Annotated in this window: 15 protein-coding genes (1 of these 15 running past the window's edge); 6 read left to right on the top strand and 9 right to left on the bottom strand. The window is 73.8% G+C overall.

All coding sequences use genetic code 11. The features are described 5' to 3' along the window. The first annotated feature begins 11 nt into the window (after positions 1–11). Positions 12–1,856 carry a BTAD domain-containing putative transcriptional regulator gene (locus ACIQ9P_RS19435; RefSeq protein WP_402357117.1) on the top strand — a complete coding sequence of 615 codons (1,845 nt, stop codon included), beginning with the start codon at positions 12–14 and terminating at the stop codon, positions 1,854–1,856. A gap of 70 nt (positions 1,857–1,926) precedes the next feature. Here the strand turns inward: ACIQ9P_RS19435 and ACIQ9P_RS19430 are convergent, their stop codons facing one another. Next, positions 1,927–3,186, bottom strand: a complete 1,260-nt coding sequence (locus ACIQ9P_RS19430) for an MFS transporter (RefSeq protein WP_402357114.1) — start codon at positions 3,184–3,186, stop codon at positions 1,927–1,929. A 214-nt stretch (positions 3,187–3,400) separates the two neighbouring features. Between ACIQ9P_RS19430 and ACIQ9P_RS19425 the strand changes: the two genes are divergently transcribed. The 5 genes from ACIQ9P_RS19425 (at position 3,401) to ACIQ9P_RS19405 (ending at position 7,609) form a co-directional block, all read left to right on the top strand. Further along, a complete protein-coding gene (locus ACIQ9P_RS19425) occupies positions 3,401–4,336 on the top strand; it encodes a TauD/TfdA family dioxygenase (RefSeq protein WP_402357111.1) in 936 nt (311 codons plus the stop codon). Positions 4,337–4,530: 194 nt separating this feature from the next. Beyond that, complete coding sequence (locus ACIQ9P_RS19420; RefSeq protein ID WP_402357108.1) at positions 4,531–4,743, top strand: hypothetical protein; 213 nt, start codon at positions 4,531–4,533, stop codon at positions 4,741–4,743. Positions 4,744–4,912: 169 nt separating this feature from the next. After that, positions 4,913–6,190: a sensor histidine kinase gene (locus ACIQ9P_RS19415; RefSeq protein WP_402357105.1), complete on the top strand. Its 1,278-nt coding sequence runs from the start codon at positions 4,913–4,915 to the stop codon at positions 6,188–6,190. Next, complete coding sequence (locus ACIQ9P_RS19410) at positions 6,181–6,825, top strand: response regulator (RefSeq protein ID WP_402357102.1); 645 nt, start codon at positions 6,181–6,183, stop codon at positions 6,823–6,825. Before ACIQ9P_RS19415 ends, ACIQ9P_RS19410 begins: the two co-directional genes overlap by 10 nt. A gap of 238 nt (positions 6,826–7,063) precedes the next feature. After that, the gene (locus tag ACIQ9P_RS19405) at positions 7,064–7,609 is read left to right on the top strand and encodes a DUF4097 family beta strand repeat-containing protein (RefSeq protein ID WP_402357096.1); all 546 of its coding nucleotides are present in this window, start codon (positions 7,064–7,066) and stop codon (positions 7,607–7,609) included. On the opposite strand, the gene ACIQ9P_RS19400 is transcribed toward ACIQ9P_RS19405, so the two are convergent. The 8 genes from ACIQ9P_RS19400 to ACIQ9P_RS19365 form a co-directional block, all read right to left on the bottom strand. Continuing rightward, positions 7,610–8,011: a carboxymuconolactone decarboxylase family protein gene (locus ACIQ9P_RS19400; protein ID WP_402357093.1), complete on the bottom strand. Its 402-nt coding sequence runs from the start codon at positions 8,009–8,011 to the stop codon at positions 7,610–7,612. Continuing rightward, a complete protein-coding gene (gene epsC, locus ACIQ9P_RS19395; RefSeq protein WP_402357090.1) occupies positions 7,989–8,624 on the bottom strand; it encodes a serine O-acetyltransferase EpsC in 636 nt (211 codons plus the stop codon). Before epsC ends, ACIQ9P_RS19400 begins: the two co-directional genes overlap by 23 nt. Then, on the bottom strand, positions 8,605–9,657 hold the full coding sequence (locus tag ACIQ9P_RS19390; protein ID WP_402357088.1) for a pyridoxal-phosphate dependent enzyme: 1,053 nt from the start codon (positions 9,655–9,657) through the stop codon (positions 8,605–8,607). Before ACIQ9P_RS19390 ends, epsC begins: the two co-directional genes overlap by 20 nt. Beyond that, complete coding sequence (locus ACIQ9P_RS19385; RefSeq protein ID WP_402357085.1) at positions 9,654–10,115, bottom strand: MaoC family dehydratase; 462 nt, start codon at positions 10,113–10,115, stop codon at positions 9,654–9,656. The genes ACIQ9P_RS19390 and ACIQ9P_RS19385 overlap by 4 nt, the downstream gene beginning before the upstream one ends. A gap of 11 nt (positions 10,116–10,126) precedes the next feature. After that, positions 10,127–10,855, bottom strand: coding sequence for a holo-ACP synthase (locus ACIQ9P_RS19380; RefSeq protein WP_402357082.1), 729 nt, complete (start codon positions 10,853–10,855; stop codon positions 10,127–10,129). Then, positions 10,845–11,708 (bottom strand): hypothetical protein, encoded by an 864-nt coding sequence (locus tag ACIQ9P_RS19375; protein ID WP_402357079.1) that lies wholly within the window; start codon positions 11,706–11,708, stop codon positions 10,845–10,847. Before ACIQ9P_RS19375 ends, ACIQ9P_RS19380 begins: the two co-directional genes overlap by 11 nt. A 3-nt stretch (positions 11,709–11,711) precedes the next feature. Beyond that, on the bottom strand, positions 11,712–12,608 hold the full coding sequence (locus ACIQ9P_RS19370; protein ID WP_402357076.1) for a diiron oxygenase: 897 nt from the start codon (positions 12,606–12,608) through the stop codon (positions 11,712–11,714). Between the two features lie 72 nt (positions 12,609–12,680). Beyond that, positions 12,681–24,763, bottom strand: partial view of a non-ribosomal peptide synthase/polyketide synthase gene (locus ACIQ9P_RS19365; protein WP_402357073.1) — the end only. Its footprint extends 15,610 nt past the window's final position; 12,083 of the gene's 27,693 nt are visible here — the last part of the coding sequence; its start codon lies beyond the right edge, outside the window — the gene reads right to left on this strand; it ends in the stop codon at positions 12,681–12,683.

Below are 24,763 nucleotides of genomic sequence, written 5' to 3'. Positions count from 1 at the left end.
CAGGGGGAGACATGCACCTCGGTGTCCTGGGTCCGGTGGAGGTCCACGACGACGACGGCAGGATGGTCGAACTGCCCGGCACGAAGGTGCACACCGTGCTGGCCACGCTGATCCTCGCCGGCGGGCAGACCGTCTCGGACGACCGGCTGAGCAGCATGCTGTGGGCCTGGGACCCCCCGGCCACGATGAGCGCGCAGATCTACACCTACGTCTCCCGGCTGCGCAAGCGGCTCGGCCCCGACGTCGAACTGATCCGCCGCCCGCGCGGCTACCTGCTGCGGGCCGACCGGGCCGGGCTGGACCTCACCGAGTTCGAGCGCTCCGCCGGGGCCGGCCGGACGGCACTGGCCGGCCGGCGCTGGGCCGAGGCCGCCCGCGAACTGCGCGGCGCGCTGGACCTGGTGCGCGGCCCCGCCCTCACCAATGTCACCGAGCACCTCGCCGACGTCGAGCGGCCGCGCCTGGAGGAGCTGCACCTCGCCGCCCTGGAGGACTGGTTCGAGGCCGAGCTGGCGCTCGGCCGCCACCACCGGTTGGTGCCCGACCTGACCAGCCTGACCGCCGAGCACCCGATGCGCGAGCGGATGCGGGCGCAGCTGATGACCGCCCTCTACCGCTGCGGTCGGCAGTCCGACGCGCTCGCCGTCTTCCACTCCGGGCGCCGGATCCTCGCCGAGGAGCTCGGCGTCGACCCCGGCGAGGAGCTGACCGGCGTCCACATGGGCGTGCTGGACGGCAGCCTCGGGCAGAACGCGCCCGAACCGGCGCCCGAACCGGTCGCGCTGCGGCCCGCCGCCCCCGCCATGCTGCCGCCGGACCTGCCCGACTTCACCGGCCGTCAGGACGAACTCGACCAGTTGCTCGGCCTGGTGGAGCCGCACCCGATCGCCCGCACCCGGCGCGCCTTCCTCACCGGCCCGGCCGGCATCGGCAAGTCCGCGCTCGCCGTGCACGCCGCGCACCTGCTGCGCGAGCGGTTCCCGGACGGCCAGCTGTACGCCGACCTCGGCGAGGGCGGGTCCGAGGACCTGGCCGCGGTACTGACCTGCTTCCTGCGCGCGCTCGGCGTCGAACCGGCCGCCCGCGACCTCGGCGCGGACGAACTCACCCGGCTCTACCGCACCCACAGCGCCGGCCGCCGGCTGCTCGTCCTGATCGACAACGCGCCCGGCACCGGCCGGATCACCGCGCTGATGCCGACCGGACCCGACGCGGCCGTCATCGTCACCAGCCGTCGGCACCTGACCGGCGCCTCGGCCCGCGACACCACCGTGCTCGCGCCGTTCACCGAGGACGAGTCGACGGCCCTGCTCGCCGCCGTCGCCGGGGAGCGGATCGGGGCCGACCCGGGGGCCGCCCGGGAGATCACCGCCGCCTGCGCCGGACTGCCGCTGGCCGTCCGGATCGCCGGAGTCCGGCTGGCCGCCCGGCCGTTGTGGTCCGCGGCCCGGCTGGCCGACCGGCTGACCGACCCCCGCACCCGGCTCGACGAGCTGAGCTTCGGCGAACTCCGGGTCCGCGACAGCCTGCTGCGCTCACTGGACGGCGTCGGGGAGCGGACCCGGCGGGTCCTGCCCGCGCTGGCGGCGTTCGGCACCGGCGTCTTCCCCGCCGAGGCCGCCGCCCGGCTGCTCCGGCTGCCCGAGGCCGCCGCCGAGAGCGCCCTGGAGGAGCTGGTCGACGCCCGGCTGCTGGAACCCGTCACCGCCGCCGGGCGGTCCGGCGGGTCCGCCTACCGGCTGCCCGAGCTGGTGCTGCTGCTCACCGACGGCCTCCGCGACGACGCCCGGCAGGACTACCCGGACCCCTGGCGCGGCATCGCCCGCGCGGTGGTCAACCTCCGCCCGACGGGCTGAGCCGGACCGGTGCGCCCGGGCCCGGTCGTGGGAACTCCCGCGGCCGGGCCCGGGCGCGTCCGGGCCGGGCTCAGTCGCGGGTCTCCGCCCGGACCGTCGGGCTCAGCACGACCGTCAGGGTCAGCACCAGCAGCACCGCGCCGATCCCCAGCCCGGTCCGGGCCGCCCCGAGGTGGGCCAGCGCGTAGCCGCCCAGCAGCGAGCCGAGCGCGTTCGCCCCCGAGGTCAGGAAGGCCGAGGTGCCCATCACCCGCCCCTGCAGCTCCTCCGGCGTGGTCCGGGCCATGTAGACGCTCGCGGAGACGTTGAACACGCTCGCGACGAACATCACCACCGTCGCCACCGCCGCGATCACCACCACCTCGTGCTGGACGGCCAGCAGCGGGATCAGGACCAGCCAGATCACATGGCCGAGCACCGCCGTGGTGTACAGGCCGAACCGCGCCGACCACCAGCCCGCGGCCAGCGCGCCCAGCAGGGCGCCGGTCCCGCCGACCGCCGACACCACGCCCAGCACGGTCGGGGTGCCGCCGTTCTCCTTGATCACCACCATCAGGGTCAGGCCCAGCACCTGGAAGACCAGGTTGCTGCCGGCGAAGACGCCCGTCATGATCCGCAGGAAGCGCCGCCGCCAGAGCCAGACCAGGCCGTCCTTGACGTCCACGTGCAGCCGCTTGGGCGGCTCCGTCCTGACCGGGCGCAGATCCCGGCGGATCAGCAGCAGGCAGGCCAGCGCGACCGCGTTGAGGACCGCCGTCAGGGCGAACGGCAGCCAGCGGACCAGGGTGAACACCAGACCGCTGAGCGGTTGCCCGAGCAGGCCGATCGCCGCGCCCCGGGCCTGGTTCTGCGACAGCGCCGCGGGCAGCTGGCCGACCGGGACGACACTGCGCACGGCCGCCTGTTCGGCGGTCCCGTACAGGATGCCCAGGGTGCCCTCGACGAAGGCGGCGGCCAGTACCAGCGGCAGCCACACCTCCCCGCGCCAGGCCGCCACCGCCACGGCGGCGAAGGCGAGCAGCCGGACCAGGTCGCACCAGAGCATCACCCGGCGGCGGTCCCAGCGGTCCACCAGCGCCCCGGCCGGCAGCTGGACCAGCAGGTTGGGCAGGGTCGCGGCGAAGCCCACGGCACCGGTGGCGGTCGCCGAACCGGTCTGCCAGAGCACCAGCATCGGGTAGGCCACCATGCTGACGGTGGAGCCGAAGCGGGAGACTCCCGCGCCGATCCAGAGCCGGAGGAAGTCCTTGTTCGCGCGCAGCGGCTGATCGGGTCGCGGATCGTTCCGGCCGTCGGCGTCGGTCGCCCCGGGGGCGATCAGGTCGGTCATGTCCGGAGTCTGGCCATCACGCCTATCCCGTCCCTATACGGCGTACGGCCGGAGCGCGACGGACGGGACCCGCCGGGACGGACGGGATCCCACGGTCCCGGGCCTCACCGGACCGGGTCCGGCGCGAATATCGGCCGGGTATAGAGCCCCCGGCGATCCTGTCCGGCGGCCACCGGTCCGGGTGGCACCGAGCGATGCGAAGGGGCCTCCGACGATGGGTGCGGGCGCTGGCTGGAAGCCGTACGAGATCTACCCGGGGACCGGAGCGGCCGGCGTCGACGGGCTGCTGTCCCGGCTCGCCGCCGAAGGCGACCCGGAGGCGCTGCTCGACCGGGAGAAGGCGCTGGTGTTCCGCGGCTTCGGCGTGACCGAGGAGCGGGTCGACGAGGTACTGGACCGGTTGCTGCCCAACCGGCTCGCCTATGTGCACGGCAACTCCCCGCGCACCAAGGTCGGCAAGAACGTCTACACCTCGACCGAGTACCCGGCCGAGTTCACCATCTCGATGCACAACGAGCTCTCCTACGCCCACAGTTGGCCGAGCCGGCTGGCCTTCTGCTGCGTCACCGCGGCCGGGACCGGCGGCGCCACCCCGGTGGTCGACGCGGCGCTGTGGCTGGAGTCGCTGGACGACGCGGTGCGCGAGCGCTTCGCCGGCGGCGTCCGCTACACCCAGAACCTGCACGGCGGCCTCGGCCTCGGCAAGAGCTGGCAGGACACCTTCGAGACCGACGAGCGCGACCGGGTGGACTCCTTCCTCGCCGCCGCGGGCGCCGGGGCCGAGTGGCGCCGGGACGGCGGCCTCCGGGTCACCCAGCACCGCCCGGCCACCGTCCGCCACCCGCGCACCGGCGCCGAGGTGTGGTTCAACCAGTCCGACCAGTGGCACCCCGCCGCCCTCGGTGACGAGACCGCCGCCGCCCTGGCCCGGCTGCTGCCGGCGGACCAGCTGCCGCAGTCGGTGACCTTCGCCGACGGCTCGCCGATCCCGGCCGAGGACGTGGTCCAGGTCCGCGACCGGGGCCTCGCCGCGGCGGTCGACGTCGACTGGCGCCAGGGCGACGTCCTGCTGATCGACAATGTGCTGGTCGCACACGGACGGCGCCCGTTCACCGGGGCCCGCCGGGTCCTGGTGGCCATGTCGGACTGACCGCCGGACCACCCCCCCTGGCAACACCCTGCCATGGCAGCACCATGGCTCCGGGATCTGCTGACACCCCGTTCCGCCCCGTGTGAGGATCAATACCAGACGGCAGGAAACGCGACGAAACACGCGAAACCGCCGCGAACACATTGGATCTGGTGCATCGCCGACACCGACGCACCGACACTGGGGGTTCCATCGTGACCAGCACCGCCTTCCTCGCCCGCCGCCTCTTCCCGGCCGCCGGCCTCCTGCTCGCCGCCGCCGTGGTCACCGGGCCCGCCGCCGTCACCGCGGCCACCCACTCCTCGACCACCACCGCCGGCGTCGCCGACGACCTGGGCGTCACCGCAGCCGTCGAGGCCGCGCCGGGCGGCACCGTCGTCGTCGCCATGAACAACGGCTGGGACTGACCTGCGGAAAAGCCGTAGAGTCCGGTGTGCCGGGGGATTGCGCCCGGCCCCGGACCACCGCCCGGAGCACCACCCGGGGAACGCTCCGGACACCCGTCCGGAAGGCGGTCGGGGAACGACCCGGGCAGCGGCCCGGCCGGCGGTCGGGGAGGGGATCCGGGTGACGTCGGTGAGCGGGACCGCAGCACCGGCCAGACGGCAGTACCGGGGGCCGGCCGCACCCGACCTGTGGCGCGCCGGCGCCCACCTCGCCACCGACGGCCTCGCCGCGCTCGCCGGGCTCACCGTCCTGCTCACCCTGGTGGCCGGGATCTGCCTGCTGCCGGTCGCCCTGACCGGCCTGCCGGTCGTCCTCCTGGCGGGCCGGGCCCTGCACCTCCTCGCCGCCGCCGAACGCGCCCGGCACACCGCCACCGGCGGCCCCGACCTCCCCGCCCCACCGCTCCCCCGGCTCTCCGCCGCGGCCCCGCTGCGCTCCGCCCGCGCTCTCGCCACCGACCGCGGCACCCGGCGGCAGGCCGGCTACTTCCTCGCCCTGCTGCCGCTGTCCGTGCTCACCAACGGCGGCGCGGTCCTCGCCTGGGCCGCCCCGCTCACCCTGCTCGCCCTCCCCGCCTACTGGTCCCGGCTGCCCGACGGCCACGCCGTGCTCGGCCCGCTCACCGTGGACAGCACCGGAACCGCCCTGCTCGTGGCCCTCGTCGCGGCCCTCACCGGCCTCTTCGTCTCCCCGCCGGCGGTCCGGGCCCTGCGCGCCCTCGACACCGCCCTCGCCCGGGCCCTGCTCGCCCCGCCCCGGGACCAGCAACTCACGCTCCGGGTCGAGGAACTGACCGAGAGCCGGGCCCAGCTGGTACGCGCCGTCGAGGAGGAACGCCGCCGGATCGAACGCGATCTGCACGACGGCGCCCAACAGCGCCTGGTCGCCCTCTCGATGACCCTCGGCCGCGCCGTCTCCCGGCTGCGGAGGAGCGGCGACGACGACACCCGGCAGATCGTCGAACAGGCCCGCGCCGACGCCCGCGCCGCCATCGCCGAACTGCGCGACCTGGCCCGCGGCCTGCACCCGCCGGTGCTCACCGACCGGGGCCTGGAGGCCGCGCTCTCCGCCGTCGCCGCCCGCTCCCCCGTCCCGGTCCGGCTGGACGTCCGGGCCGAACCGCGCCCGCCCGCGACCGTCGAGGCCGTCGCCTACTTCGTGGTCAGCGAGGCGCTGACCAACGTCGCCAAACACGCCCGGGCCCGCAACGCCTGGGTGGAGATCCGCCGGGCCGGCGACCGGCTCACCGTTACCATCGGCGACGACGGTCGTGGGGGCGCCGACCCCGCCGGGGGCAGCGGACTCTCCGGACTGGCCGGACGGGTCGCCGCCGTGGACGGCCGGCTGCGGGTGACCAGCCCCGCGGGCGGACCGACCCTGATCGAAGTGGATGTGCAATGCGGGTAGTGATCGCCGAGGACTCCACCCTGCTGCGGCAGGGCATCGCGCTGCTGCTCACCGAGGCCGGCCTGGAGGTCGTCGCCGCCGTCCCCGACGGCGAGGCCCTGCTGCGCGCCGTCGCCGAGCACCGGCCCGACGTCGTCGTCACCGACGTCCGGATGCCGCCGACCTTCGTCGACGAGGGCCTGCGTGCCGCGCTCGCGATCCGCGCCGAGCGGCCCGGGACCGGGGTGCTCGTGCTCTCCCAGTACGTCGAGGAGCGGTACGCCGTCGAACTGGTCGGCAGCGGCGGCAGCGGCATCGGCTACCTGCTGAAGGACCGGGTCGACGACGTCGACGACTTCGTCGCGGCCCTGGAGCGGATCGGCGCCGGCGAGACCGTGCTCGACCCCGAGGTGGTCAAGCAGCTGCTGGCCCGCGGCGGCCGGCGCGACCCGCTGGCCGCGCTGAGCGCCCGCGAGCTGGACGTGCTGAAGCTGATGGCCGAGGGCGCGTCCAACACCGACATCGCCGAGGGCCTGACGATCAGCATGAGCGCCGTCGGCAAGCACATCAACAGCATCTTCACCAAGCTCGACCTGCCGAAGGTGGACGGCGGGCACCGCCGGGTGCTGGCCGTCCTGCGCTACCTGGGAGCCTGAGATCACTACCGCGCCCGGCCCGAACGGGACCGCGCCCGCCCGGACCCGGTGGATCGTCACCGCCGGGCTCGCCGTCCTGGCCCTCTCCGTCGCCGCCGCCTCCTGGGGGATCGTCTCGCTGCTCTCCTCCGAGCGCCACTACTCCGAGACCCTGCGCGCCGACGCCGCCGACAGCAGCCGGCTGCGGATCGAGTCCGGCAGCGCCGGGGTCGTCCTGACCCCGGGCGACGACTCGCTGGTGCGGGTCTCGGCGAGCAGCGGCTACGTGGGGACGCCGCCCGGCGTCACGGTCACCACCGCCGACGGCGAGGTGCTGGTCCGGGCCGCGTGCGGGACGGTGTGCTCCCTGCAACTGCGGGTCACCGTGCCGGCCGGGCTGGCCGCCTCGGTCGAGTCCTCCACCGGCGAGATCGCCGCGAGCGGACTCGGCGGGGCACTGGATCTGACCAGCCGCAGCGGGGCGATCGACGTCGTCGGCTCGGCCGGTCCGCTGGCGCTGCGCAGCGACTCGGGCAGCGTGACCGTCACCGCGAGCCGCTCGCCCGGCGTCCGGATCACCACCGGACAGGGCACGGTCCGGGCCGCCTTCGCGGCCCCGCCCACCGGTGTGGAGATCACCACCGGCGACGGCGGCGCCGACCTCTCGGTGCCCGGCGGGGCCGAGTACTCGATCGACGCCCGCAGCGCCGCGGGCACCCCGCCGCAGATCAACCTGCCGGTCGACCGCAACGCCACCCGCACGATCACGGTCCGCACCGCCGCTGGCGCGATCACCATCCACTAGTCAGTCGGAGCCGGTCTCCCGCAGCTCCGCGACGACGCGCTCGACCACCGTCATGGCGTTCAGGGCGCGCGGGAAGCCGGCGAACGGCACGATGTGCGTGACCGTCTCGACCACCTGCTCGACCGTCAGGCCCACCGTGAACGCGGCCCGGACGTGGGCGGCCAGCTGGGGTTCGGCGTCGCCGAGGGCGGCGAGCACGCCGAGGGTGAGCAGTTGGCGCTCCGGGGTGGTCAGGCCGCCCCGGGCGTAGATGTCCCCGAACGCGAACTCCACCGCGTACCGGGCGAGGTCCGGCGCGATGCCGTCGACCGCGTCGAGGTGCGGGGTGTGTCCTCCGGTGATCCGGGCCATCACGGCCAGGCCCCGGTCCAGCCGGTCGTCAGTGGTCGGCGGCGTACTCAACGCTCTCCTCCAGGGTGCGGTCCGGTCCGGTGGTCGGGACCGGGCGGCGGACAGTGACCAGGCCGGGCGGCGCGGTCACCCGGGCCCCCGCCGGGACGTCCTCGACGACGAGGGCCCCGGCGCCGATCAGCGCGTCGTCGCCGATCATGACCGGTCCGAGCACGGTGGCGCCGGCGCCCAGCACCACCCGGTCGCCGACGACGGGGTGCCGCCGGGCGCCGGGGGCCCGGCCGTTGTCGCGCCACCAGCCCACGGCGCCCAGGGTGACCTGGTGGTAGATGGTGACGTCGTCGCCGACCACCGCCATCTCTCCGATCACCACACCGGCGCCGTGGTCGACGAAGACCCGCCGGCCGAGCGTCGCCCCGGGGTGGATCTCCACCCCGCCGGACGCCAGCCGGCCCAGGTTGCCGACCAGCCGGGCGGCCAGCCGGTGCCCGCGCAGGTGCAGCGCGTGCGCGAGCCGGTACGTCCACAGCGCGGGCAGCGCCGGGTGCAGCAGCGCCTCCCGGCGCCGCCGCACCGACGGGTCCCGGGCCACGATCACGCCCAGGTCCTCGCGGACGGTCGCGACCGCCCGGGCGAGCGACCGCTCAGGACGTCGCCCGGGCATACGCCCGCTCCCACTCCTCGGCCGCGCCGGCGTCCGGGAACACCGTCACCACCAGGTCGTCGGGGCCGAGCGCCGCCGCCGTCTCCCAGGCCACCCGCCAGTTGGCGGCGGCCGAAGTGCCGATCCGCAGCCCGGTGCGGGCCTCGAAGCGGACCATCGCGTCCAGGGCCGCGCCGTACTCGACGCCGCGGTGGTCCGCGTCGGCGGCCAGGCCCGCCACGAAGGGCTGGCGCACCCCGTGGCCCAGGCCGCCGGAGCCGGCGAACTTGGTGAGCCCGTTCGGCGGCCCGTCGGTGCCGTAGGGCATCTCGGCCGGGGTGTTGCCGAGGACGACCAGGTCCGGGAACTCCCGGCGCAGCGCCCGGGCCACCCCGGTGAGGGTGCCGCCGGTACCGATCGCCGCCACCCAGTGGGTGGGCCGGCGGCCGTCCAGCCGGGCCAGGATCTCCTGGCCGGTGGTCCACTCGTGGACGGCCACGTTGGCCTCGTTGCGCATCTGGTGCAGCAGCGTCCAGGACGGGTCCTCGGCCTTGACGGCGAAGGCCCGGTCGATGATCCCGGCGATGCCGAGTTCCACCGGGACCGGGTCGACCCGCACCCCGCTGGCGGTGATCTGCCGCAGCCAGCTGTCCGGAATCGTGCTCGGCACGGCGAACCGCATCGGGATCCCGGTGATCCGGCCGAGCTGCCCGAAGGAGCGGACCAGACTGCCGCCGGAGTAGTCCAGCAGCTTCAGCGGCCCGGGGCCCTCGTGCTCCAGCACGGCGCGGCAGAGCAGCGCGTACGCCACCCGGTCCTTGACCGAGCCGGTGGGGTTCTCGAACTCGCACTTGGCGACGATCCGGGCGCCGCCGACGGGCGCCGGGCAGTCCAGCAGGGTGGTGCCGCCGAGCCGGGCCTTGAAGTAGCGCAGGCCGGGGTGGCGCTCCAGGACGGCGGTGTCGTCCGGGAGGCCGGCGGCGCCGGCGGTGACCGGTTCGGTCATCCGCGGCCCCCCGGCCACCGCCGCCGGTGCCTCGTCGGTGCTCGTCATGCGTCCACCTCCTCGCGGGGCCGTTTGCGGAACAGCACGTGCAGGGTCATCCGGAACACCGGGCGGCCCGAAGCGTCGGTGAGTTCGCACCGGTGCCGCAGCACGGAGCAGTCCGGGCGGCTGAGCGAGGGGCCGGGCTCGCCGACCACGGTCGCGCTGCCGCGCAGCACGTCGCCGGGCCGCACCGGGCTGAACCAGCGCAGTTCGTCGACGCCGGGCGAGGCCGCGACCGCGGCCCCGCTGAGCAGACCGTCGACGTAGAGCCGCTGGAACATGGCGGCGGTGTGCCAGCCGCTGGCGATCAGCCCGCCGAAGCCGTGCTGCCGGCCGCCCTGCTCGCCGAGGTGGAACGACTGCGGGTCGAACTCGGCTGCGAACGCCAGCAGTTCGTCCGCGGTGACCTCGACACTGCCGAGGTCGAAGGTGTCGCCGGGGGCGAAGTCCTCCGCGTAGCGCATCCCGTCCCCCATCAGTCGACGCCGGCGAGGAAGTACTTGTCGGCCACGCGGCGCAGCGTGCGGAAGTCCTCGATGTCCAGGTTCTGGACGTCGACCGGGACGTCGGTGAGCCGGCCGAGCAGGTAGACGAACTCGGCGAAGGCCAGCGAGTCGACCAGCCGGTTCTCGATCAGGTCGAGGTCCGGGTCGATCTCGGTGTACTGCGGATTCTTGTCCAGGATCCACTGCTCCAGCCGCTGCAGGGGCGTCGGCACGGTGTCCTCCTCGCTCTCGGTGCCGTCCGGGGCCGGACGGTCCTGTCTGGTGGTACGGGTGGGGCTGGAGACGGCCATCGCGACCGCGTAGTCCCCGTCGTGGCTGATGCTGATGTCGATGGCGTGCACGCCCGCCTCCTCGGCGAGCGCGGCGATCCGGCCGCTGAGCGCCGCCCGGGGGGCGCCGCCGGGGAGCCGGCTGACCTCGACCTCCAGCCACGGGAGCGCGATGTCGCGGGCCCGGAGCAGTTTGAAGACCGCCTCCTTGGCGGCGATCCGCCCGCTCGCGGTGAGCAGGTCGAGGCCCACCGCGGTGGCGCTGTCCGCGAGTTCGCGCGCGGTCAGCATGGTGGTCAGAATGCCGGGACCGTGGTCGCGCAGGAGGTCCCGGACCCGGTCGGTGCGGACGATGTCCACCCCGACCCGGACCGCCCCCTCGGCGGGGATCCCGTCGGTGCCCCGGAGCGGCCTCGGCCTAGCCGACATCGGCCCGCGCACGGGCGACGGCGGTGAGAGCCGCGTCCCAGTCCCCGGCGAAGTGGTCGGCCAGCGCGTGCACCCAGCGTTCGAAGCCGAACCCGACGCAGCTGGTGAAGGCCGGTCCGTCCTGCCCGGCGAGGCCGATGTCGCAGCGCTCGCCGAAGAAGTTGCGGTGGGTGTTGACCGAGGCGATGGCCGTGCCGCCGTACAGGAACTCGTACTTGACCGGGATCAGCCGCTGCATCAGGGCGCGCGGGCCCTCCCGGTCGAAGAACGGGTCGGTCGCGGCCTCCTTGACCACCGGCAGGCCGATCGCGCGGGCGAACCGCTCGGTGAGGTCCGCGTAGTGGTCCACGTGGCGCTGGGCGAACTCGGCGCTGCCGAGCGCCACCACCTCGCGCATCCGGAACGACATCAGCCGGCGCAGCCCGTCGTAGTGCTCCTCGTTGCGGAAGCACTGGCCGACCAGGGTGACCGCGGTGTCCTCCGCGAGCACGGTGCCGGCGTGGCCCAGGTAGACGCCGTAGCAGACGGTGGAGGGCAGGGCGAGCGCCGCCGGGTCCAGGTCCGCCCCCGGGACGGCCCCGGCGGCGGCCGCGGCGGCAGGTGCCGGGCGGCCGTCGGCGAGGTCGAACCTGCTGGCGACCAGCGCCAGTTGGGGGAAGTTCTGGTAGAAGTCGAGCTTGGCCAGCCCGGCCACCGGCAGCAGGGCCGGGGCCGTCATCGGGCGGGCGCCGTCACGCAGCGCCCACTCGCGGAAGGTCTCGTCCAGCAGCCGGACCAGCTCGGTCGGCTCGGGGCCGAGGGTGGCGAATCCGCCCTCCGTGCTGAACGGGGGGTGCAGGGTTTCGGTCCGCATGCGTCAGACCGCCGCCGGGGCGAGCAGTTCGGCGTCCTTGAAGATGCCGGACTTCACCATGAACGCGACCGGCTTGCGCACCATCTTCCGCTCGAACGCGCGGCGGTTCGGGTCGCGCATGACGGCCGCGCGCACGGCCAGCGGGTCGTCCAGGCCGGCGTCCTCGTAGGCGTTGAGGCTGTAGAAGGAGTGCAGGCAGAACTGGATGTACTCCTTGAGGTAGCGCTCGACCCCGGCCAGCTCCTCCTCGTCCTTGGTCCGCTTCAGCTCCGCGTACAGCAGCGAGACCAGCTCGCGCCCGAAGGCGATGTGCCGGGACTCGTCGCGGTGGTGGATCCGGTTGACCTGGCGGACGGTCTCGGGCAGCGTCGCGTCGTCGGCCATGTAGGCGTTGTAGAAGTCGACGATCTCCTCGAACAGCAGGATCCGCGCGAAGACCAGGAAGTTCTCGGTCGCCTCGTCGCCGGGGACGGTCGTCTTGACCCGCGGGAACGGGTAGATCTTCTTCCCGTAGCGGCGGCAGAACTCGGCGAAGAACCACATGTGCTCGTTCTCCTCACCGATGAAGTGGTGGAAGAACTCCGAGGGCGCCTCGAATCCGGGCATGTGCACCCGGTTGACGACCTCGATCAGCAGCTCACGGATTCCGTGCACATTGAGGCTGTAGAAATTGACGCTCTCCCAGCGGGCGAGCCGCAGCAGCTGCTCCTGGCCGAGTTCGTCGAAGGCCGGCGTGCCGTGGAGGCTGATCAGCTCCTTGCTCATCCACAGCTGGTCGGAGGGGAGTTCCTCCGGCCACTCGAACATCCGGTACGGGTTGTAGTAGTCGTCGATGGACATCCGGCCCAGACGATCCAGAATCTCGCGGAACCGGTCGGATCCTTCGATGGCAGTCTTCATGACCGCGAAGCTCCATTTTCGTTGGGGGAGAATCCATGCACGGGTATCTTCGGGAGCGGCGCTATAGGGCTCCTATATCTCCTCGACGACCGTGCCGCGCACGGAGATCAGCCGCTGGGCGCGGTCGAGCAGTTCCTCCGTGAGGTCCTCCGACGGCTCGCCGTCGACCAGCGCGGTGACCGCGTAGTGGTCGAAGCCCGCCGCCAGCAGTCCGGTCCAGCCGGCCGGGGCGGCCAGCAGGTGGGTGATCCGCTGCCGGTCGACGAGGCCGACCAGCGCGGCGGCGTCCGCGTCCGGGGCGAGCACCGCGCGGGCACCGGTGGTGAGCGCCAGGTGCGCGTCCACCCCGGTGATCCCGGCCACCAGCCAGGCCGCCCGGCCGCCGGAGCCGACGGTCGCCCGTCCGGCCTCCAGCAGCGCGTGCAGCTCCCGGTGGCTCACGGTGACCCGCTCGCCGTCGCGGTCGACCACCCAGGCGGCGCGGTCCGGCGCGGTGGGCGGCAGCGCGGCCGCCCCGTCCACGAGCTCGTCCACGGCCTCGTTCACCGTCCCGTCCGCGAGCTCGTCCGTCACCACCCGGCCGCCGGGGGCGGGCGCGTCGGTGTACACCGCCCCGGCCTGCCAGATGCCGTACAGGGCGGACAGCGGCTCGGCGCCGCCGATGCCGACCTCGTCCCCGGGCCGGACACCCGTGGCGAGCAGCCGCCGGGCGATCCGCCCGGCCCGCGCGGCCAGCTCGCGGTAGCTGACGGCGGCCCCGTCCACGACCACCGCGGTCGCCTCCGGGGCGGCCGCGGCCCGGGCCGCGAACAGCTCCGGGGTGAGCGGCTCCGGGGCCGTCCCGGTCGCGGCCGCGGCCGGCTCCTCCGGCAGGTAGGAGGCGGCGGCGTCCCCGTCCGGGTCGGCGGCCATCGCCTCCAGCACCAGCCGGTACATCCGGCCCAGCCGGTCCAGCTGCTCGGCGCCGATCACGGCGGTCGAGCTGCTGAGGTTGAACTTCCCCCGGTTCGGGACGACGTTCAGGGTGAACTCGTTGACCCCGTCGTTCAGACCCTCGGCGACGTCCACGGTGTCGGTGTCGACATGGTGGAAGTCCAGGTACTCGAAGAGGATCGAGAGCAGCTCACGGGTGTTCCCGGCGGCCCGCTGGATCGCGGGCAGCGGGTAGCGGCGGTGCGACCAGATCTCGGTCTCCCGGGCGTACACCCGCTCCACCAGCTCGCGCCAGGTCGCCGCGCCGCCCCGGGTGGCCGGGAACGGCAGGGTGTTGAGGTGCATGCCCAGCACCCGGTCCGCGCCCGGGGCCTCCAGCCGGCCGTGGTAGACCACACCCGTGTGGAAGGACTCCTCCGCCGACAGCATGCCCAGCACCTTGAGGTGGACGGCGAGCAGCACGCTCTTCATCGAGGTGCGGGCCTCACCGGCCAGCCGGCGCAGCCCCTCCTCCAGGTCCTCGAACGGCACCTGCACGGCGTGGCTCCGCGGCGCGTCCCCGGGCCGCGCCCAGCCCTCCGGGATCGCCACCGGGGTGTGGGTGTCCACCAGGTCCTGCCAGAACTCCTGGTCGCCCGGGTCGGCCAGCGAGGCCAGCTCGGCGGCGACGAAGTCCGCGTAGCGCACGGCGGGCGCCTGGTACGGCGCCGGTTCGGCACCGTCGCGCAGGCTCCGGTAGCACTCCAGCACCTCCATCAGCAGCGAGTTGTAGCTCCAGCCCTCCGAAATGGCGTGGTTGTAGGTGAAGTTGAGCCGCCAGGCGGCGTCCGACTCGACCACGGCCGAGATCCGCATCAGCGGCGCCACCGCCAGGTCGAAGCGGAACTCCTGCTCCTGGCGCAGGTATCCGCGCTTGGCCGCGAGCTGCTCCGCCGTCGGCAGACCGCGCAGGTCGACCGTCCGCACCGGGTACGGCGCGGTGGCGTGCACCAGCTGCATCGGGCGGGCGAAGCCGTCCAGGTGCATCGAGGTGCGCAGGATGTCGTGGCGGGCGACCACGGTGTCCACCGCCCGCTGGAGCGCCGCCGCGTCGAACGGCCGCTCGTCGCGGATCATGAACGAGTTGAGGTTGTGGTACAGGCTCCGCCCGTGCGGCGACCCGGCGGCCAGCATCTCCACCAGCATGCCGGTCTGCACCTGCGACATCGGGTACGCGTCGACCACGTCGGCCGGCAGCTTCGCCCGGTCCCGCCCGTCGATCAGCGCGAACGGCTCCACCGCCCGCACCAGCGACTCCCCGTCCGGCAGGTCGGCCGCCTTCCCGGCCAGCGCGGCGATCGTGCGCAGTTGGAACACGTCCGGGATCGACACGTCGAACCCGGCCGCCCGCAGCGCTCCGACCAGGCGCACCGCCCGCATCGAGTCGCCGCCGAGGTCGAAGAAGCTGTCCTCGACCCCGACCCGCGCCAGGCCCAGCACCTCGGCCCAGATCGCGGCCAGCCGCTCCTCGGCCGGTGTGCGCGGGGCCACGAAGGACGCGGACCCGAAGGCCGCCAGGTCGGGCTGCGGCAGCGCGCTGAAGTTGATCTTCCCGCTGGCGTTCAGCGGCAGCGCGTCCAGCACCACGAAGGCCGACGGCACCATGTACTCCGGCAGGCTCTCCGCCAGGTGCTTGCGCAGTTGCACCGGATCGGCCTCCCGGCCGTCGCCGACCACGTAGGCGATCAGCGACTTCTCGCCCTGCGGGTTGGCCCGCACCACGACCACCGCGTCCAGCAGCTCGACGCACTCGCGCAGCGCCGCCTCGATCTCGCCCAGCTCGACCCGGTAGCCACGGATCTTGATCTGGTTGTCCGCCCGGCTGAGGAACTCGATGCTGCCGTCCGCCAGCCGGCGGCCGAGGTCGCCGGTGCGGTACATCCGCGCCCCGGCCGGACCGAACGGGTCCGGCACGAAGCGCTCGGCGGTCAGAGCGGGCCGGTCCAGGTAGCCGCGGGCCACGCCCGGGCCGCCGACGAACAGCTCGCCCGGCACGCCGACCGGCACCAGGTGCCCGTTCGCGTCCAGCAGGTGGATGCTCAGGTCGTCCAGGTTCGCGCCGAGCAGGCTGCGCGACGGGTGGTCGAAGTCCTCCGGACGCAGCACGTGGTACGTGCAGTGCACGGTGATCTCGGTCGGACCGTACTGGTTCACCAGCGTCGTCCGCTCCAGGCCGACCCGGTCCACCCACGGCCGCAGCTCGGCGACCTCCAGCCGCTCGCCGCCGAACACCACGGCGCGCAGCGCGAGTTCGTCGATCCGCGGATCGCCCGCACCGGCCAGCCCGGCCAGGCCGCGGAAGGCCGACGGGATCTGGCAGAGCACCGTGACCCGCTCCCTGACCAGCAGGTCCAGCAGGTCCTCCGGCGAACGGCCCACCAGCGGTGGCACCATCACCAGGCGGCCGCCGTGCAGCAGCGCGCTCCACATCTCCTGGACGCAGAAGTCGAAGGCGTAGGAGTGCGACTGCGCGCTCACGTCCTCGGCGGTGAAGCCCATCCGCTCCTGGATCGCGGTGAACAGCCGCAGCACGTTGCCGTGCGTCAGCGTCACGCCCTTCGGCAGACCGGTCGAGCCGGAGGTGTAGATCACGCAGCTCAGGTGGTCCGGCGCGGTCGCGGTGACCGGGTCGGTGACCGGCTGCGCCGCCAGCGCGTCCGCCTCCGCGTCCAGGTCCACCAGCGCGCCCCCGAAGGAGCCCGCCAGCCGGGCCGCCGGCTCGCCCCGGCTCACCAGGATCGGCGAGCGGGCGTCGGCCAGCATGTAGCCGAGCCGCTCCACCGGGTTGGCCGGGTCCAGCGGCAGGTACGCCGCACCGGACTTCAGCACGCCCAGCAGGGTCGGGACGAGGTCCTCGTCGCGCTCCAGCGAGACACCGACCACCGCGTCCGGGCCCGCGCCCAGCGCGACCAGACGGTGGGCGAGCCGGTTGGCGCGCTCGTTCAGCTCCCGGTAGGTCAGCCGGGTGCCGCCGCCGCTCAGCGCGACCGCGTCGGGCGTCCGGGCCGCCTGCGCGGCGAACGCCTCGTGCAGGGTGCCGCGCACGGGACGGTCCGCGGTGGCCGTACCGAGCGCCAGCAGCCGCTCCCGCTCGCCGGCCGGCAGGTGGACCGCCGCGGCGTCGCCGAACGGGTCGGCGGCCATCGCCTCCAGCACCGAGCGGTACATCGCGGCCAGCCGGGCCAGCGCCTCCCGGCCGAGCACCTCGGTGGTGGTGTTGAGGGTCAGCGACCCGCCGCCGGCCACCGCGGTGAGCGGGAACTCGGTGGCGCCGTCGCCGAGACCGGCGTCGACGTCGACCGCCCCGGTGTCGACCTGGTGGAAGTCCTGGTGGTCGAAGAGCACCGTGATCAGCCGGCCCGGACCACCGGACCCGGCCGCGCCGCCCGTGGCCCGCTGGATCGCGGGCAGCGGGTAGCGGCGGTGCGACCACACCTCGGCCTCCTGCCGGTACACCCGCTCCACCAGCTCGTGCCAGGTCCGGGCCCCCCGGTCGGCCGGGAACGGCAGGGTGTTGAGGTGCATGCCCAGCACCCGGTCCGAGCCCGGCGCCTCCAGCCGGCCGTGGTGGACCACACCGGTGTGGAACGCCTCCTCCGTGGTGAGCCCGCCCAGCACCTTCAGGTGCGCGGCCAGCAGCACGCTCTTCAGCGAGGTCCTCGCCCCGGCGGCCAGCCGCCGCAGCCCCTCCTCCAGATCGGTGTACGGCACCCGGGCGCCGTGCCGCTCGGCCGTGCCCGCGGACTCCTCCGCCCAGGCGGCGGGCAGGGCCAGCGGGGCGTGGGCGTCCAGGATCCCCTGCCAGAACGACTGGTCGGCAGGGTCGGCCAGCGAGGCCAGCTCGGCGGCCACGTAGTCCGCGTAGCGGACGGCCGGCGGCTCGTGGGCGGCCGGCTCCCGGCCGTCACGGACGGCCCGGTAGACCTCCAGCAGCTCCATCAGCAGCGAGTTCAGCGTCCAGCCGTCGGTGACGGCGTGCAGGTGGCTGGCGGTCAGCCGCCACGCCTCGCCGCCCTCGACGTGCACGGCGATCCGCAGCAGCGGCGCGGCGGTGAGCGCGAAGCCCTCCGCCCGCTCGGCCTCGACGTACGCCGCGGCGCGCTCCGCCCGCTCCGCCTCGGCCCGGCCGCGCAGGTCGTGCACCGTGAGCGGCACCTCGGCGGCGGCGTGCACCAGCTGCAGCGGCTGCGAGAAGCCGTCCAGGTGGACGGAGGTCCGCAGCACCTCGTGCCGGGCCGTCACCACGTCCAGCGCGGTGCGCAGGGCGTCCGCCGAGAACGGGCTGCCGTCGGGGATCCGGAACGAATTGATGCTGTGGTAGAGCCCCGCGTCCTCGGCCGTCAGCAGCTCGATCAGCATGCCGGTCTGCACCTGGGTGAGCGGGTAGGCGTCCACCGCGTCCGCCGGGAGCTCCGCCCGGTCCCGGGCGCCGATCAGCGCGAACGGCTCCACGGTCCCGACGAGGGAGGCACCGGCCTCCTGCCCGGCCGCCTCGGCCGCGAGCGCGGCCACCGTCCGCAGCCGGAACACGTCCGGCACGGTCAGGTCGTACCCGGCGGCACGCAGGGCGCCGACCAGGCCGACCACCCGCATCGAGTCGCCGCCGAGGTCGAAGAAGCTGTCCTCGACCCCGACCCGCGCCAGGCCCAGCACCTCGGCCCAGATCGCGGCGAGGCGCTCCTCCAGCGGCGTCCGCGGCGCGACGAACCGGTCCGGGGTGTACGCCTCCTGCTCCGGCGCGGGCAGCGCCCGCAGGTCGGTCTTGCCGTTGACGGTGAGCGGAACCCGCTCGATCGCCGTGAACGAGGCCGGGACCATGTACTCCGGCAGCCGCGCCCCGAGGTGCCGACGCAGCTCCTCCGCCGCGACCGGCCCGCCGACCACGTACGCGGCGAGCCGCGCGCCCCCGTCGGTCCCGTGCACGGTCACCACGGCGTCGCGCACCGACACGTGCTCACGCAGCGCCGCCTCGATCTCGCCCAGCTCGATCCGGTAGCCGCGCAGCTTGACCTGGCTGTCCAGGCGCCCGAGGAACTCGATACCGCCGTCGGCCAGTCGCCGGCCGAGGTCGCCGGTGCGGTACAGCCGCGCGCCGGCCGGACCGAACGGGTCCGGCACGAAGCGCTCGGCGGTCAGACCGGGCCGGTTCAGGTAGCCGCGGGCCAGCGCCGGGCCGCCGACGTACAGCTCGCCGGGCACCCCGATCGGCACCAACCGCCCGTCGGCGTCCAGCAGGTGCACCGTCAGGTCGCCGAGCGGGCCGCCGATGACGCTGCGGCCGGTGTGCGCCAGGTCGGCGGCGCCGAGGCGATGGTAGGCGCAGTGCATGGTGGTCTCGGTCGGGCCGTAGAGGTTGACCGGGACGATGCGGTCCAGGTCGACCGCCGCCGCCCACGGCCGCAGCTCCGAGGGCTCCAGCCGCTCGCCGCCGAAGCCGGTGAGCCGCAGCGCCAGCCGGTCCGTCCGCGGGTCGCCGTCCGCCGCGAAGGCGGAGAGCGCGCGGAACGCCGTCGGGGTCTGGAGCAGCACGGTGACCCGCTCGCGGACCAGCAGGTCCAGCATGTCCTCCGGGGAGCGGCCGACCTCGGACGGGACGACGACGAGTCGGCCGCCGTGCAGCAGGGCGCTCCACATCTCCCAGACGGAGACGTCGAAGGCGTAGGAGTGCGACTGGGTGACCACGTCGGCCGCCGAGAAGCCGAACTGCCCGGCGGTGGCGGCGAAGTGGCGGGCCACGTTGGCGTGGGTGAGACAGACGCCCTTGGGCAGGCCGGTGGAGCCGGAGGTGTAGATGACGTAGATCAGGTTGTCCGGCAGCACCCCGGTCACGGGGGCGGTGGCCGGGCGGGCCGCGATCGCCTCGGCGTCACGGTCCAGGACGATCCGGGTGCCCGTGAACTCCGGTGCGGCGACGGCGGAGTGGGTGATCAGGAGCGGCGCCTGCGCGTCGGCCAGCATGTAGGCCAGGCGCTCGGCCGGGTTCACCGGGTCCAGCGGCAGGTACGCCGCACCGGACTTCAGCACACCCAACAGCGTCGGAATCAGGTCCGGACCGCGCTCCAGGCAGACACCGACGATCACGTCCGGCCCCGCGCCCAGCGCGACCAGGTGGTGGGCGATCCGATTGGCCCGCTCGTCCAGCTCCCGGTAGGACAGGTGAACATCCCCACTGGTCAGCGCCACCGCCTCCGGAGAAGCAGCCGCCACGACGGCGAACAACTCGTGCACGGCCCGCGTCACCGGCCGCTCGACCGGCGCGTTCCACGCCCCCAGCAGCAACGCCCGGTCAGCCTCCGGCAGAACAGGACCGGTCGCGTCACCGAACGGGTCCGCCGCCATCGCTTCCAGCACCGAGCGGTACATCGCCCCGAGACGGGTCAGGTCGGCCCGGCCCATCACCCGGTCGGACGTCCCGAGGTTGATCCGCCCGCCGGCCGCGATCGCCGCGAGGGCGAACTCGTTGGCACCGTCACCGAGCGTCGCGCCGACGTCCACGGAGCCGGCGTCCACCTGGTGGAAGTCGTGGCACTCGAAGACGGTCGACAGCAGCTCCTGCGCCCCGTCGGTCCCTGCCGCCCGCTGGATCGCGGGCAGCGGGTAGCGGCGGTGCGACCAGATCTCGGTCTCCCGGGCGTACACGCCCTCGACCAGCTCGTGCCAGCTCCGCGCCCCGCGAACGGACGGGAACGGGAGCGTGTTGAGGTGCATGCCCAGCACCCGGTCCGCGCCCGGCGCCTCCAGCCGACCGTGGTAGACCACGCCGGTGTGGAAGGACTCCTCGGCCGTGAGCGCGCCCAGCACCTTCAGGTGCGCGGCCAGCAGCACGGTCTTGAGAGCCGTCCCGGTACTGGTCGCCAGCTTGCGCAGACCGTCCTCCAGGTCGGCGAACGGCACCCGCTCGTTGAGCTGGGTGGTGCCGCCCGTCCCGGCGGTGTCGGCCCAGGCGGTCGGGAGCACCATCGGCGCGTGCGCGTCCAGGATCCCCTGCCAGAACGACTGGTCGGCGGGGTCGGCCAGCGAGGCCAGCTCGGCGGCGACGAAGTCCGCGAACCGGACCGACGGAGCCTCGCGGGCGGCCGGCTCGCGGCCGTCGCGCAGGTCGCGGTAGACCGCGACCAGCTCCATCAGCAGCGAGTTGACCGTCCAGCCGTCCGTGGTCGCGTGGATGTGGCTGAGGGTCAGCCGCCACGCGTCGTCGGCCTCGACGTGCACGGCGACCCGCAGCAGCGGACCGGCGGCCAGGTCGAAGCCCGCCGCGTGCTCGTCCGCGACGAAGGCGAGGCTGCGCTCGGTCCGCTGCTCGGCCGACAGACCGCGCAGGTCGTGGACGGCCAGCAGGACCGGCGTGCTCCCGTGGACCAGCTGGAGCGGCTGCGAGAACCCGTCCAGGTGCATGGTCGTCCGCAGGATGTCGTGGCGGGCCACGACGGTGTCGAGGGCCGCCCGCAGCGCGGCCTCGTCGAACTGCTCGGCGTCCGGGATCCGGAAGGAGTTGATGTTCTGGTAGACGTGCCCGTCACCGGAGGCCAGCATCTCGATCAGCATGCCGGTCTGCACCTGCGACAACGGGTAGGCGTCCACGACACCCGCCGGGAGGGCCGCCCGGTCGCGGTCGCCGATCAGCGCGAACGGTTCCACGGCGCGGACGAGCGACTCGCCGGCCTCCTGACCGGCGACGCGGGCCGCGAGGGCGGCGACGGTCTTCAGCTGGAAGACGTCCGGGATCGAGACGTCGTACCCGGCGGCTCGCAGGGCGCCGACCAGGCGAACGGCCCGGATCGAGTCGCCACCGAGGTCGAAGAAACTGTCCTCGACACCCACCTCCGACAGACCCAGCACCTCGCACCAGACCGCGGCGAAGCGCTCCTCCACCGGCGTGCGCGGCGCGACGAACGCCGCACCCGCGAACGCCGCCAGATCCGGCGCCGGCAGCGCGCGCAGGTCGACCTTGCCGTTGGCGGTGAGCGGGATGCTCCCGATGACCATGACGGCGGCCGGGACCATGTAGTCCGGGAGCGACTCCGCGAGGAAAGCCCGGACGTCGGGAGTCGTGGTGTCGGTGGTGACGAGGTAGGCGATGAGGGACTTCTCGCCGGTGCCGAGGGCGCGGACGGTCACGACGGCGTCGCGGACGTGGGGGTGTTCGCGCAGGCGGGCTTCGATCTCGCCGAGTTCGATGCGGTAGCCGCGGATCTTGACCTGGTTGTCGATGCGGCCGAGGGTCTCCAGGGTGCCGTCGGGGAGGAATCGGGCGAGGTCGCCGGTGCGGTAGAGGCGGGAGCCGGCGGGGCCGTGGGGGTTGGGGAGGAACTTCTCGGCGGTGAGGTCGGGGCGGCCGAGGTAGCCGCGGGCCAGGCCGGCGCCGTCGATGTGGACCTCGCCCGCGACACCGATCGGGGTTGGCCGGAGGTCGGCGGTCAGGACGTACATGCCCGTGTTCGGGATCGGCGCGCCGAGCGGGATGGCCTCCGTCACCGGCAGTTCGCCGATGATCAGACCGGAGTTGCCGATCGTGATCTCGGTGGGACCGTACTCGGTCGCCACCTTCGTGCCGTCCGTACCGGCCAGCTGCTGCCAGCGCTCCGCCAGGGAGACGGGGAAGTTGTCGCCCGCCGCGATGACGACACCGGCGAGATCGCGGGCCTGGTCGGCGGACAGCTGGTGGGTGAGGAGGTCGAGGTGGCCGGGGGTGAGCTTGACGAAGCTGAACGGACCCGCCTCGGCGAGGGCGGAGCCCAGCGACGCGGTGTCGATGCCATCCGGGAGCAGGGTGACCGGCTGGCCGCAGATGAGCGGGGTGAACAGGTCCGGGATACCGAGGTCGAAGGAGATGGAGGAGAACAGCGGGGCGCCGCCGGTGCCGTGCGAGGCGTAGGTGTCGACGGTCCAGGTCAGGTAGTTGGCCAGACCGGCGTGGTGGATCATCACGCCCTTGGGACGGCCGGTCGAGCCGGAGGTGTAGATGACGTAGGCCAGCTGCGCGGGGTCCGTGGCCCGGGCGGGGGCGGTTATTGGTCCTTCGGCCAGTTCGTTCACCAGCAGCGTGGTGCCCTCGAAGGCACCGACGCTGTCCGTGACGAGGATCTGCGCGCGGGTGTCGTCCAGGATGAACGCGCGCCGCTCGGCCGGGAGGGTCGGGTCCAGCGGCAGGTAGGCCGCTCCGGCCTTCCAGATGCCGAGGAGGACGGGGACCAGCTCGGGACCGCGCTCCAGGCACACGCCCACCAGGGAGTCGGCGACCGCACCGGCCGCGATCAGGTGGTGCGCCACCTGGTTCGCCCGCTCCTCCACCTCACGGTAGGAGAGGCGAACATCCCCCGCGATCACGGCGACAGCGTCCGGCGTCGCGACGGCCTGCGCCTCGAACAGCTCCAGCACCGTCCCCGCCGGCCGCTCCACCGAGCCTCCGGTCGCCCAATCGTCCAGCAGCGAGCGCTCGGCGTCCGACAGGAACACCACATCCGCAGCCCCGTCCGGATCCCCGGCCATCGCCTCCAGCACCGAGCGGTACATCCCGCCCAACCGCTCCAGATTCGCCCGGCTGACCACATCGGTCGAGCTGGTGAGTCCGAAGCTGCCGCGCGAGATGACCACGTTGAGCGCGAACTCGTTGGTGCCGTCGACCATCGTCGCGTCGACGTCCACGGCGGCCGTGTCGACCAGGTGGAAGTCCAGGTACTCGAACAGGATGGTCAGCAGCTCACGCGAGTTCCCGGCCGCCCGCTGGATCGCGGGCAGCGGGTACCGGCGGTGCGACCAGATCTCGGTCTCCTGCCGGTACACCCCCTCCACCAGCTCGCGCCACGTCCGCGCCTCACCCCGACTTGCCGGGAACGGCAGCGTGTTCAGGTGCATCCCCAGCACCCGGTCCGCACCCGGCGCCTCCAGACGACCGTGGTACACCACACCCGTGTGGAACGACTCCTCGCCCGACACCGTCCCCAGCACCTTCAGATGCGCCGCCAGCAGCACACTCTTCAGCGAGGTCTTGGCGTCGGCGGCGAGCCGGCGCAGGTCCTCCTCCAGGTCCAGGTACGGCACCCGGAGGTGCAGCGGCTCGTGCGGAGCCTCCGACTCGGCCCAGGCCGCAGGAAGTTGGGCCGGGCTGTGGGTGTCCACGACGTCCAGCCAGAAGGACTGGTCGGACTCGCTGCTCAGCGAAGCCTGCTCGGCTGCGATGAAGTCGGCGAAACGAACGGCCGGCACCTCGTACGCGGGGACGCCGCGACCCTCGACCAGGCTGCGGTAGCAGGTCAGCAGCTCCATCAGCAGGGTGTGGTAGCTCCACCCCTCGGTGATGGCGTGGATGTGACTGAACGTCATCCGCCAGGCCGCGTCCGACTCGATGTGGACCGAGAGCCGCAGCAGCGGTCCGGCCTCGATGTCGAACCCGGCGGCGCGCTCCTGGTCGACGAAGGAGAAGGCGAGCTCGGTCTGCTGCTCGGCCGACAGTCCTCGGACGTCGTGAACACCGACCGGGATCCGGACCTCGCCGTGGACGAGCTGGAGCGGCTGCGCGTAGCCGGTCAGGTGCATGGTGGTCCGCAGGATGTCGTGGCGGGCCACGACGGTGTCCACGGCTTCGCGCATCGCCTCGGCGGAGAACGGCTGCGCGTCGGGGATCCGGAAGGAGTTGATGTTCTGGTAGACGTGCTCGTCGCCGGAGGCCAGCATCTCGACCAGCATGCCGGTCTGCACCTGCGACAACGGGTACGCGTCCACCACACCCGCCGGAAGGCGGTCGCGGTCCCGGCCGCCGATCAGCGCGAACGGCTCCACGGTCTCGACGAGGGAGACCGAAGCCTCCTGCCCGGCGACCCGTCCGGCCAGCGCGGCGATGGTCTTGAGCTGGAAGACGTCCGGGATCGAGACGTCGTACCCGGCGGCGCGCAGGGCGCCGACCAGGCGAACGGCCCGGATCGAGTCACCACCGAGGTCGAAGAAACTGTCCTCGACACCCACCTCCGACAGACCCAGCACCTCGCACCAGACGGCGGCGAGACGCTCCTCCACCGGCGTGCGCGGCGCCACGAACGCCGCACCCGCGAACGCCGCCAGATCCGGCGCCGGCAGCGCGCGCAGGTCGACCTTGCCGTTGGCCGTCAGCGGGACGGCGGCCAGCTCGACGAAGGCCGCCGGAACCATGTACTCCGGCAGCGCGGCACCAAGGTGCCCGCGCACGG

This window comes from Kitasatospora sp. NPDC094019, assembly GCF_044764505.1.
Classification (GTDB): Bacteria; Actinomycetota; Actinomycetes; order Streptomycetales; family Streptomycetaceae; genus Kitasatospora.
The sequence above is the reverse complement of the archived record's forward strand: the minus strand, read 5'-3'. Positions and strand labels throughout refer to the sequence as shown.